At 58.7% G+C, this 11,782-nt stretch carries 11 protein-coding genes and 2 pseudogenes; 4 read left to right on the plus strand and 9 right to left on the minus strand.

Annotated elements, in window-relative coordinates:
* Nucleotides 1-260: pseudogene (locus ACM62R_RS11005) on the plus strand (FAD-binding oxidoreductase); the annotation flags it as partial.
* Nucleotides 257-994 carry an SDR family NAD(P)-dependent oxidoreductase gene (locus ACM62R_RS11010; RefSeq protein WP_415184105.1) on the plus strand — a complete coding sequence of 246 codons (738 nt, stop codon included), beginning with the start codon at nucleotides 257-259 and terminating at the stop codon, nucleotides 992-994. The pseudogene ACM62R_RS11005 and the gene ACM62R_RS11010, both read left to right, overlap by 4 nt.
* 15 nt (nucleotides 995-1,009) lie before the next feature.
* Here the strand turns inward: ACM62R_RS11010 and cls are convergent, their stop codons facing one another.
* The 3 genes from cls to ACM62R_RS11025 are packed head-to-tail and all read right to left on the minus strand — an operon-like array spanning nucleotide 1,010 to nucleotide 4,768.
* Nucleotides 1,010-2,443, minus strand: coding sequence for a cardiolipin synthase (cls, locus tag ACM62R_RS11015; protein WP_415184106.1), 1,434 nt, complete (start codon nucleotides 2,441-2,443; stop codon nucleotides 1,010-1,012).
* Nucleotides 2,444-2,500: 57 nt separating this feature from the next.
* Nucleotides 2,501-3,934, minus strand: coding sequence for a UbiA family prenyltransferase (locus ACM62R_RS11020; RefSeq protein WP_415184107.1), 1,434 nt, complete (start codon nucleotides 3,932-3,934; stop codon nucleotides 2,501-2,503).
* Nucleotides 3,935-3,937: 3 nt separating this feature from the next.
* Nucleotides 3,938-4,768 carry a lytic transglycosylase domain-containing protein gene (locus ACM62R_RS11025; protein ID WP_415184108.1) on the minus strand — a complete coding sequence of 277 codons (831 nt, stop codon included), beginning with the start codon at nucleotides 4,766-4,768 and terminating at the stop codon, nucleotides 3,938-3,940.
* A gap of 355 nt (nucleotides 4,769-5,123) precedes the next feature.
* Between ACM62R_RS11025 and ACM62R_RS11030 the strand changes: the two genes are divergently transcribed.
* Both ACM62R_RS11030 and ACM62R_RS11035 read left to right on the plus strand, forming a co-directional pair.
* Entirely contained in the window at nucleotides 5,124-5,318 is a 195-nt protein-coding gene (locus ACM62R_RS11030) for a hypothetical protein (protein WP_415184109.1), read from the plus strand.
* 162 nt (nucleotides 5,319-5,480) lie between these two features.
* A complete protein-coding gene (locus ACM62R_RS11035; protein WP_415184110.1) occupies nucleotides 5,481-5,678 on the plus strand; it encodes a hypothetical protein in 198 nt (65 codons plus the stop codon).
* 226 nt (nucleotides 5,679-5,904) lie between these two features.
* Here the strand turns inward: ACM62R_RS11035 and ACM62R_RS11040 are convergent, their stop codons facing one another.
* From ACM62R_RS11040 to ACM62R_RS11065, 6 genes and pseudogenes are all read right to left on the minus strand, one after another.
* Nucleotides 5,905-6,558 (minus strand): ABC transporter ATP-binding protein, encoded by a 654-nt coding sequence (locus ACM62R_RS11040; RefSeq protein WP_415184111.1) that lies wholly within the window; start codon nucleotides 6,556-6,558, stop codon nucleotides 5,905-5,907.
* Nucleotides 6,555-7,337, minus strand: coding sequence for an ABC transporter permease (locus tag ACM62R_RS11045; RefSeq protein WP_415184112.1), 783 nt, complete (start codon nucleotides 7,335-7,337; stop codon nucleotides 6,555-6,557). The genes ACM62R_RS11040 and ACM62R_RS11045 overlap by 4 nt, the downstream gene beginning before the upstream one ends.
* Entirely contained in the window at nucleotides 7,337-8,557 is a 1,221-nt protein-coding gene (locus ACM62R_RS11050; protein ID WP_415184113.1) for a hypothetical protein, read from the minus strand. The genes ACM62R_RS11045 and ACM62R_RS11050 overlap by 1 nt, the downstream gene beginning before the upstream one ends.
* 1 nt (nucleotide 8,558) lies before the next feature.
* Nucleotides 8,559-10,574 carry a capsular polysaccharide biosynthesis protein gene (locus tag ACM62R_RS11055; protein ID WP_415184114.1) on the minus strand — a complete coding sequence of 672 codons (2,016 nt, stop codon included), beginning with the start codon at nucleotides 10,572-10,574 and terminating at the stop codon, nucleotides 8,559-8,561.
* Nucleotides 10,575-10,663: 89 nt separating this feature from the next.
* Nucleotides 10,664-11,650 (minus strand): hypothetical protein, encoded by a 987-nt coding sequence (locus tag ACM62R_RS11060; protein WP_415184115.1) that lies wholly within the window; start codon nucleotides 11,648-11,650, stop codon nucleotides 10,664-10,666.
* A pseudogene (locus ACM62R_RS11065) lies at nucleotides 11,651-11,737 on the minus strand (Stealth CR1 domain-containing protein); the annotation flags it as partial. It lies immediately after the preceding gene.
* Nucleotides 11,738-11,782: the final 45 nt, after the last annotated feature.

Genomic DNA, 11,782 nt, shown 5'->3' on the forward strand with positions numbered 1-11,782 from the left:
TCCCGATGGCGGGGTATACGCTGGCGATCGACTTTCCCAACCGCGACGAAGCCCGATCCCTGATCCGGCGGCTGGAGGAACGCACGGCAAACGCTGGTGGGCGGCTTTACTTTGCCAAGGATGGCTTGGGAACCGGTGCCGATATCCGCGCGATGTATCCCGAGTTGCCCGATTGGCAGGCCGAGGTCGCGCAGGCCGACCCCGACCGCCACCTTGAAACTGACCTCGTGCGCCGTCTGAACCTAAGGAGCGCCCCATGAACACCACCTGGATCATCCTTGGCGCCACGTCAGCCATGGCACGGGCCTTTGCGCGCCGCCTTGCCGCCGACGGGGCCGGGCTGCTTTTAGCTGGGCGCGACCTGCCCGAGCTGGCCCTTCTGGCCGAGGATTGCCGCCTGCGCGGTGCCCGTCTGGCCGAGCCAATGGCGTTTGACACCCGCAACCCCGAGGGTTTCACCGCCCTGATCGAGCGCCTGGAGGCTGAAGAGGGCGAATTGAACGCCGCTGTCTTTGCCGGATCCATGCCCGATCAGGCGTCAATCGACGCAGATCCTGCGCTGATTGGCGGCACAGTAACCGACAGTTTCGTCGGCCCGGCGCAGGTCTTGCAACTATTGGCGCCCTTGCAAGAGGCGCGCGGCGGGGGCACCGTTGTGGGCGTAGGCTCGGTTGCGGGCGACCGGGGGCGCATTGGCAACTATGTCTACGGCGCGGCCAAGGCGGGGTTTCATACCTATCTGTCGGGCCTGCGCAACCGGCTGACGCGGGCGGGTGGGCATGTCGTCACCGTGAAGCCCGGCTTTGTCGATACCGCCATGACCTGGGGGCTGCCCGGCCTGTTTCTGGTCGCCTCGCCAGACGATGTGGCGGGTGACATTTTGCGGGCCGTCAAAAGACGCCGCAACACGATCTACACGCCGTTTTTCTGGCGCTATATCATGCTGATCATCCGCACCATCCCCGAACCGATCTTCAAGAAGATGAAGATCTGACCGCCCCAAGGCCCGCTAAAGAACCGGGCCGATAGTTGAGATGACGTTGTTCCAGACACGCCGATACATGGGCCAAGCCTCCACCTCGGGCAGCACCACCCGGGTTGAGGCGGCGACGTAATCGGCTTGCCGGACCAAAAGGGCAGCGGTGGTTGCCGCGTCCTGCAGCAGGATGTTGTTTTCGTAATTCAGCCCAAAGCTGCGCAGGTCCATATTGGATGACCCCAAAAAGCTGACCTGCCCGTCAATGGTCAGCGTTTTGGCATGTAAAAGCCCGTCGCAGAATTCAAAAATCTCAACCCCTGCGCGCAGAAGTTTGCGGTAATAGCTGCGGCTTGCGGCCGAGACGATCCACGAATCATTGCGCTGCGGAAAGATGATCCGCACCTGCACCCCCCGTAGTGCAGTTGCGCAGATCGCCTCAAGCACGGTCGCATCCGGCACGAAATAGGGGGTAGAGATGGTCAGCGTTTCGCGTGCCGATTGGATCAGAACGGAAAATAGTTGCGGCGTCGCCGCCCCCCGCTCGGTGGGCCCGTCGCCCATGATCAGGGCCGGAAACCCATCGGCCACAGGCAGGGCAGAGGTCGAGATGGCATCCTCATCACCCGCAGCATCCGCGTGAAGCAACCAGTCGCTGGCGAAGAGCAACTGGTTTTGCGCCACCACCGGCCCGGTAACCCGTAGCATCACATCAACCCAAGGCGCAAAGGCCGGTTTGACGCGAAATTCGGGGTCCGCGCAGTTCTGGCTGCCACAATGCGAAATCTGCCCGTCAATCACCGTGATCTTGCGATGATTGCGCAGATCTATCCGGCTGAAGATCAGCGTGTAAAGCAGATTGCCAATCGGTAACGCCACCGCCGTTTTGACGCCTGCATCCTGCATCCGCTGCCAAAGCGGCGAACGAATGATCGCCCGCGCGCCCAGACTATCAGCCATTGCGCGGCACTCTACCCCGCGCTTTGCCGCGCGGATCAGTGCCTCGGCAACATTGGTGCCGGTTTGGTCGTCCAGCCAGATGTAGTAAAGCACGTCCACCTGGCGGGTCGCGGCGTCAATATCGGCAACCAGCCGGGCCCGCGCACCCGCCGCATCAGGCATCAGTTCGGCCGCGTTGCCCGTGGTCAGCCCAAACCCGTTGATCGAGGCGGCGTAATGAAACGCTGCGCGGTATTCCGGCGCGATCATCCGGTCAATCGCCTCACGGCTGCCCAGGGCCGAACCTGCGCCTGCATGTACGCGCCTTGAAACCGCATGGTGCCGCGCTGTCGCGGCGCGCCCCAAGGTAACCTCACCAAACAGGAAATAGAGCCCGATCCCTAGCGCCGGCAGCATCGCCACAACGATAAACCACGCCATACGGCTGGCCGGGCCAAGATCGTCGCGCAGCAATATCCGCAGCGAAATGGCCACCATCAGCACAATATGCAGCCCTAGATACAGCATGCCATGCCCCCCTGCCCCCGATCTTGCAAAGAAGCCCCTGCCAAGACCAGCGGAATGTCAGCCGCCAAACCACTGCGCCCATATTCCAGCCGCCCAGAACATCAGGCTGAGCGTGATCATCAGTATTCCTAAACCCAGCTTGTCGCGCAGCGCAAAGACGATCGGATCATAGTCTTGCTTGCCAAACCAGCCCAGCACAACCATGCGGATCAGCCACCACGCCATCGGGATCAGCGCAACCCACAAAAGCCAGGTATCGGGGTAAAGCGCGTGGCCCTGATCCGAAACGGAATAGAGGAAAAAGATCAACAGGGCCCCAAACACGCCCAGCCCCGCCACGTTCAACAGGTCTGGCCTGTCCGGCCGGCCATAGCCACGCCCCGGAAGGCGGTCATCATTGGTGGCCAAAGTCAGCTCTGTCAGGCGTTTGACGCAGCCCAAAGCCACAAACACCGGGAAGATGAAGATCAACATATAGACCGAGACCTCAACTTGCCCCGCCGCCGCCCCTGCGACCACCCGAATGGTATAAAGCCCGGCCAGCGTTGCGATATCTACCCAGCGCATCCGCTTCAGCCGCAGCGAATAGGCCAGTGACGTGACCATATAAAGCACGACCGCACCCAAAAACGCCCCATTCAGCGCCGCACCAATACCCAGCGCGAGCGCGGCCAGAAACAGGCTGGCGATCATCCCCACCGCGATCGGTACCGCCCCGCTGGCAAAGGGCCTGCGGCATTTCGTAGGGTGCAGGCGGTCGGCCTCAAGATCCAACAGGTCATTGACGATGTAGATCGACGAGGCAGCAGCCGAAAAAGCGACCATACCCAGCACAATCGGCAGCAGGGTTTCCATATCAAAGCGGTGCGACGCAATCATCGGCAGCAGCAGCAGCACGTTCTTGACCCACTGGTGCGGGCGCAGCGCCTTGATAAGCCCCCTGAACGACCAGCCACCGGGTAGCGTCACCACGTTCTTGCCGCGCTGGGCCAAGCTGTCGCTGGCAGGCACACGGCCCACCACCAGCGCGTTTTCAGCCTGGTCCCAAATCGGCATGTCAATGCCCGCATTCCCTGCGTAGTCAAAGCCCGCCTCGCCAAAGGTGGCCACCAACGCCTCGGCCTTGGCGCGACCTTTCAGGTTGGTCACCCCATCCGAGGCAAAAACCGTCTGCGACAACCCGTAATCCGCCGCCAGTTGCGCCACCTGCGCCCGGTCCGAGGCTGAAGCCAAAACCACTTCGCGCCCTGCGGCCTGTGAATTCAGTGCCAGTTCCGCCACCGCCGGATTGACGGGCAAGAGATCAGTTCGCAGCTGTGCAATTTCGGCCAGTTCAGCCTTCAACCGTGCACGATGACCAAAGTGCTGCACGCAGATGCGCAACGTAGCCAGCGGGTCACGCCCCAAGCCCGCCCAAAAGGCCTCAAACAGCAGGTCGGTTTTCAGGAATGTGCCATCCACATCCAGCACAAGCGGCTTCATTTCAGCCATGGACTACCCTTTCACGGCAAAAACGCAACCGTCCGTTACCAGCTCTGGCGGCGTGCGGCACAATCCACGCGCCACACCCCACGCGGCCAGCACCTTGGGCACATAATCCCGTGTTTCGGCATAGGGCGGCACGCCACCGTTCTTCTTTACAGCGTTCTCGCCAGAATTATAGGCCGCAATCACCATTAGCGGGTCACGGTCAAACTCTTTCATCAACCAATCAAGGTACGCGACACCGCCCTTGATATTCTGCACCGGGTCCGTGCTATCCGTAACCTTGAAGCGCGCCGCCGTAGCAGGGATCAACTGCATCAGCCCCACCGCCCCCGACGAAGATACCGCATCAATACGGCCACCCGATTCAATTCCAATCACCGCCAACACCAGTGCGGGCGACACCTCAGTGCCGATCGTGGCGCTTAAGATGTCTGTGCCATGCCGGGCGGCGATCTCTTGCATGTGCTGAAGCCGCGGCGCGGACACAGCCGCCCCCGAGGGGCCCTGGCTCAGCGCGGCAAGCGCCTTGGCAAAGCGCCCCGCCTTGTCGCCCAGACCGGGCGAAACCGCCTGCCAATACCACGCATAGGACCCCACAGCCCTTGGGGTAGCCGAGGGGGCAGTCACCGGTGCCCAGGGTTCTTGCAGCCGGGCGGCCAGCGCGCGTTTTTGTTCTTCGGGGTCGATCTGGATGGTGATGAGCTTTCGCGTGCCCGGCTTTGGCACACCAATTCTTTTGGCGGTAAACTGAGGATAGGGCTGCGGGCCATCCTCAGCCGCAGCCGGCACAGCATAAACCGCCGCACAGATCATGAATGCACTTGCCCAATTGCGCATTGTCGCGCCGTTCCTGCCTTGCCTCGGTTATTCTTCGTTTTTTTCACTATCCCGCAAACCTGCACCAAAGGCCAGAAAATCCGCCGATTGACCCCAATTCGACCTATGGATTGACCTTTCGGCCACAGCAGGCAGGGTAAGCGTTAATAAAAGATAAAATAATTTACGGTTATTTTACATATGGTTACAATAATCTCCAGCTAAAAAAATGCCGTTCGTGAAAATGCCGTGCACCTGCCCAAATCCTGCCACCATCAGACGGCCATATAGGGACATGCCGAGACGAAGAGGCCAGAACGAAGGCGGCCAATGACACGGAGCGGATTGAGCAACCCAGACCCTAGGAGAGACCCAAATGAAATTCTTCAAACTCACCAAGAAATTCCACGACGAAGAAGACGGCGCCGTAACTGTTGACTGGGTCGTGCTGACCGCAGCCGTTGTCGGCCTGGGCGCCGCCGCGCTGATCATGGTCCGTGAGCAAACCGGAACCCTGACCTCTAAAATCTCTAGCTACCTGAACACGGCGTCGGTCAAGACCACGTTCTGATCTATTGCCTTGAAAATCGAAGGCCGCACCTTCGGGGGCGGCCTTTTTTACAAAAGCTGTCATGCGCTATTGCGTGATCTACGTCGAAACGTGCTGCCAATGTGCATCATGCTGCTTAGGGACACAGCCGTCCCCGCCAATACCGGACAAGGAACCCATAGTATGACGTTGATCCGCCAGCACCTACGCAGCTTTCATCGCGCTGAAGACGGTGCCGTGACGGTGGATTGGGTCGTGCTGACTGCGGCAGTTGTAGCGCTGGGTATGATCGCCGGCGGGTTCATCTGGAGCGGCACAGGTGCCACCACCAGTAAAATCGCCAGTTTCATCAAGACACAGGAAGTGATGTCGTCTTTTTGAGCATTGGCTTTTTCAAATTCCATGATCGCCTTTTGAGTTGACTGAACCAGTGGCCTTTTCCGGCCTGAGTTTTTGTTCGGGAGCCACGCCGAATTTGTCGACCTCGGGCAAACGCCGGATCAGGTGAGCTTGCCTTTCAAGATGGTTTTACGACCTTTCAAGAATATGTTCTGACCGGGTTTCAAGCTGTTTGGTTGATCACCCCCTTGGATCATAGAATCGGCGGTCACGCCTGCGCACGGCTGTAGTCTGCCAGCAGTTCATTAACATCATCGTAAAAATAAATACCGCCCACCGTCAAAAACAGGCCGCAATCGCAATAGCTTTTGATCGCAGAAGCAGAATGCGAGATCATGATAATGCGGCTTCGCGCAAGTTTGTCTTTGAACACACGCTGGCTTTTGCGTTTAAAGTTTTCGTCCCCGACAGCGGTGATTTCGTCGATCAGATAGCAGTCGAAGTTGATCGCCATAGAAAGCCCAAAGGCAAGGCGCGCGCGCATCCCGCTTGAATAGGTCTTGATTGGCAGCCGGAGCGAAGGGCCAAGCTCTGCAAACTCTTCGACTTGATCAATGACTGCTTCGGTATCCTGACCATAGATGCGCGACACAAAGCGCACATTTTCCAAACCGGTCATGGAACCATTGAAACCCCCGGTAAAACCAAGCGGCCAGGACACGCTGACCGATCGACGGATACGGCCACTGTCAGGTTCTTCGGCACCCGCGATCAGACGCATCAGCGTCGATTTTCCCGCACCGTTATGCCCCATGATCGCGACATTGCGCCCTTTTGGGAAACGAAAGCTCAACCTGTCCAAAATCACCTTACGCACACCTTTAAGCGCGTAGGACTTGGAAACATCATCAAGTTCAATCACACTCGCGTCCTCTTTTTGCGGTAAAGTCGCTCGCCTCCAAGCCCAAGAAGGATGAACAGCATGGCCAGCCCAAGAGGGTAGCTGCGGTCAAGCACGCTGGAATCATAATTTGTGTAATACCCTGCGCGAAACCATTCAACGAGATGCAGGACCGGGTTCCACCTCAAAGCGGCGACAGCCTCGGGCGGCAGATTGCTGGGGATGTAGAAAACACCGGAAAGAAAGAAAAGCGGCCGCGTAAGAATCTTTTCAATATGCGACCACGAATCCCAAAGCGAGACGACCACCGCGTTAAGCGTGCCCATGCCAAAACCGAAAAGAGTAGTGGCAGCAAAAGCGAACATCAGCTGCTCGGGATAAACAGGCAGTTCAGCCAACCCCAGAACGATCAAACCACCGTAAAACAGGATCATGATCAGAAGATATGTCGCGCTGATCAGAATCACACGCGCGAAAATCGCATCGGTTTCCTTGATCAGGGGATAGGTCAGCAATGCCTTGTTGGCATCGAAAGTCGTCATCAGCGTATTCGATAACTTGGTATAAAACTCCAGCGTCAAGATTCCGGTCGCGAAAAACAGTGCAAGACTGGAGCCAAAGGGAGGTTGGCGACCGATAACCGAAAAAAGCATGACCAGGACGGCAACGCCGGCTGCGGGCGTGATGATCGCCCAAAGATAGCCAAACTGTGACGTGCCAAAACTGGCCCTCGTTTCACGAAGAACCAGCGTACCGATCACCCTGGCCTGAAGAAGTAATACCCGACCCATCTGCTTCATCACGACATATGATCACGCACCGAATAGGCGATCAGCGTGCCGATCCCCCAAAGGCAAATGGAGATGCTTATGATCATCAGAATATTGCGCATCCGGCGGGGGTAGATGGCGTCTTCGGGAAGCGCAGGGTAGCTATAGACGGCCAGATAGCGCTGCTTTCGATCTGCCTCGACCCGCGCCTGCTCCAATGAAGACAGCGCAGAGGCGTAGGTCTGTTCAGCAAAGGTTTTTTCGACTTCCAGCGCCTCGTAGGCGGCAAGCAGGCCTGACAATGCCGAATCCGGATCAACGCTGGCGTCCACCTCGGACTGTTCGGCAATCTGTGCTTCCACAGCTTCGGCACGACGGCGCAAAGAGGTCTTGGCGGGCGAGCTGTCCGCAACACCGGGGCCAAACGCGGCAAGCCCGGCACGGATATCGATAAGCTCCTTTTTCAAAGCGCCCAGCAGTTCAATATGCAACTGCGCGCTTGCCGCCGGATCTATCGACTGTCTTTGGTCTCGAAAAATCCTGACCTGCTGCAACACCTCGCGCAGACGTGCCTCGGCACGGGCCACCTCTGCCTCGGCAAACTGAACCGAGTCGTGGCGCGCGGTTTCAGACAGGCGGTTCACGAGCGTTTGCACATAGTCGAGAATAAGGTTTGCCAACTGATTTGCGTCTTCGGGCGCAAAAGCATCAACGTTGAAGGTGATGATCCCGGATGTGGCATCAAAACTTGTCGCAATCATACTATCCCAATAATCGACAGTCTTTTCGACAGACCGATCCGGGTTTAGCCGCGACAGATAGTCGACATCATCCGCGCCGAACTTTTCGCGGAACGCGAAATCTTTCTGAAGCTGGTCCAGAATATCACGGCTTTTGAGATACTTTAGAACGATATAAGAATCCGAGGCCGTGGAACCGCCCGCTGCAAGACCCGTAAACGCCCCCACAACATCCAGCCCGCCGCCCCCGTCCATACCGCGAATTGCAAAACCCGCCCCCGCAACATACCGACCAGAGGCAATCACGGCGTAGTAAAACGTGCCAAACACGGACGGCAAGAATACGAAAAGCGCGAACGACAGCGCCAGCCAGCGACGGCGCCTTTGTTGCGGGCGCGGTGCTGTCGCGGGCTCTGTGCGCGGGCGCGCCAACGATACGACCGTACGGGCAGGCTGGGCGGCTTCGGTGCGGGCGCTGGGGTTGGGCGTCTCGGTTTTTCCGACAGTCATTCTATGCGTTGCTCCTTAGTCCCGACGCCACCCACAGCTGAAGCATGCTGCGCAACATCCGGCGTCCAAAACTCATTCGTGATGGCCCCGTGGCACGCCATGCAACCAGTTCCCTGACCGCCGTTTCCGGTGTTGTGAACGCAACACTTCGTCGGCTGACATAGGTCGGATAGTCGATCAGCGCGCCCGCCACCAGTTCATCGAGCGAAAGCCGCCGCGTGCGGCGCGCAATCGGGCAAAGATCCGCCGTCAGCCCCCAACCCGCGTAAAACGGTCGCCCGTAGCAGGTAACCGGCACCCCGCGCAAAAGCGCCTCAAACCCCAAAAGCGACGTGATCGTATGAACCTCGTCAACCTGCGCGATCATGATTGCCGGATCGCAATCCGTCACAATCTCATCAAAAGGGGCGGCGCCCACTAGGGTTGCTGCCCGGCGCAAACCCGCCACAACGTCGGGATGCGGCTTGTAAACGATATAGGCGCCTGGATTGGCGGCCCGGACCCGCTGCAACAGCGCAAGATTGGTCTGTACCGCACCCGCGCCCAGCCGTATTGATGCATCGTTTTCGACCTGACCCGGAACCAGGATCACGCGCGCCACACCATCGGGCCGCTGCCAGCCCGGGCCGTTCAGGTTGTACTTGGTCACGCCGGTTCGTATCAACGCCTCACGCAGTTGTCGGGCGCGATCCGTCATGGCAGGATCAAACGCGGTTGTCTGCAGCAGGGTTTCCAGCCGCGACGGGTGAGAGGCATCGTAGTAAAGCCCCTCATCGTCGATGACCCACGACAGGGGCGCAATCAGATCGGCGCCAAGGCCGGAAGACCGGATGAACCCATCCTCGATGCGCAACACCCGGATATCGGGCCGTTCGGGCACCGCAGCACTGCCCCAACGAACCAACGTCCCCGCTTTGGGAACCTCGCCCACCGAGCGGACAAACCTGACCTCGGAGCCTTGCAAAAAGCGCCGTAACACCGGCCGTTTCCAGCGCGAAAATCCGGTGGCGTAAACTATCTCGGGAAATCGCTGCCGCATTCGGCGCTGCAATCCGATATGGGCCAAAACATCCTCAACCTCGCAAGCCGTGCCGCTTTCCGGATGCAGGTATCGCGGATAGGCAACCAGCGCCGCGTGGACAAGTTGCGCAAGGCTCGCCCGGCCGCGACGTGCGGGTGGCGGCAGATCGTCTTCGGTCAGGCCCCAACCGGCGTAGAACGGCATCCCGAATGTGCGCACCCGCTTGCCCCAGATCAGCGCCTCAAACCCAACCTGCGATGTGACCGTATAGACGGCCTCGGCCCCTTCGATCAGCCCCGCCGGGTGGCAGTTTTCAGCAACCACCCGGACCCGTGGCATCGCGGCAAGGGTTGCCGGGTTGAAATGGCTTCGCCCGCCCCGGCTCAGCGCGTCGGGGTGAAGCTTGACGACAACCGTCTTGCCCGGGTTTTCCGCAAGCGCGGCATCAAGCATTCGCGTGAACGCCTCGGGGCCGGCAAGCCCGTAGCCGATCGACAGATCCCCCGCGACCTGATCGACGACGAGCACATAGGGCTGCGGCAGCGCCCCCGCGCAATCGCGCGCGGCGTTGTATTTTGACACACGGTTGCGGCACCATTCGGCCATCAGCCGCCCGGCCCTCGCCCTCTTATCGGCGTCACAAGGGGCCGCAATCAGCGCTTCCAGATCCGAAGGGCCCGCCGCGTCATAGTGGACCCCGCGTTTATCAAAGATCAGTGACAACGGCGGGTCATCCCGCCCGACCGAACGCAAGAACCCGTCTTCCAGCAACCGAAACTCCGCCCCGGCCGACGCCGCGATCGCCACCGCCCGGCGGCCCGACCATTTGCGCCCCCAGCCCAGATAGACCGCCGCCCGCGACGGCAGAAGGCGGCTGTGGAACGCGGGCGCAAAGCCAAGAAGCGCAGGCAGCGTTGGATGGTCGCACAGATCCATCGAGGTCGCCATCCACGCCCGCCCCGGCGCCCCGGCGGGAAGAAAGAGCCGCCGCGACATGACGGCAAGCCATTGGGGAAGTTTGCGCAGGCGGGAAGTGGCAAGCACCATGTGGCCTTTTGAAGATGAGTTCGCGACTTGGTAGCCAGTCACGCGCCGTTCGAGGCGGCTGTCACCCGCGGGCGCCCGTCCTCGCCGTCATCGGCGTCCGCTAACAAATCAGAAACGACCGCAACGCTCTCATCTGCCCGTTCAGCGGGTGCTTTCGTTGGATAGTACCACTCGAGAAAATCCCGTAGATATCGCGCATATTCGGGAAAGTTCGGCTCCACATTGGGCGAAACGTGGTCATTCAAACAAACCGAATACGGGCAATTCGGCTTTCCGCGCATTGACCGAAGTGAAGTATAGAGATTCTTAGCGCTGACATCGCGAATGTTGAAATACCAAGCTCGAGTCCTTGCAAAAACAGCTCGACCCATCACGTAAGCCATACATGGGTTGAGAAAGCTGTTGCAAAGAATATCGTTGTCCTGTCGGAACTTGTTTTGCCGGCATTCGTGATATGCCGTCGCAAAGCGTTGTTCATTTTCCGCCGCAACCGATTTTAGTTGCGGATGGTAGGTATGAGCAAACTTTTGTGAGAGGTAATACCCGGTTTCGTTGTGAATTAGCGCACGGGCATTTTTTGCCGCCCACATAGACGGCGTATCCGAGTGGACTTTCGGTCCGTTTGGGATCGACGCACTCGAGATGAAACCATGCATGAGACCATTCTCGGTGAAGAAATCGGTCGGCTTGACCGCTCGCAAAAGCATTACGTCATCGTTAAAGTAAATGTAGTGCTCCGCGAGGCCAGGAATCCTGTGCAAACAGCTTTCGATCACGTGCGAGTTGAAAGTTGGCAAGTACTCCGCAGGAATGATTTCCCGATGCGGCACAACCCTGACACGGTCATGATCCACGTCAAGCCAGGTTGGCACCTGTCCGTTGGTGACAATAAATATGTTTCTTACCCATGGAGCGTAGTCGAAAATAGAACGAAGGCTGTATCTCAGTTCATCGCGACTCTTGAAGCGCGATTCGTAGACTGCCTCGACTTTGAACGGAGAATCAGGGTGCAGGTGTTTTTGCAACTGGACCTGAAACGTTGGATCGTCCGAATCAACCCAAGTGTATACAATGTCAACAGGAAACGCCGGTTGAATGAACCCTTCGAGTATCCGTCTTGATCAAGCCGTTTTTTTCACCCAATTTCGGTCAGCTTT

The organism is Phaeovulum sp., from assembly GCF_047638075.1.
Classification (GTDB): Bacteria; Pseudomonadota; Alphaproteobacteria; order Rhodobacterales; family Rhodobacteraceae; genus UBA6197.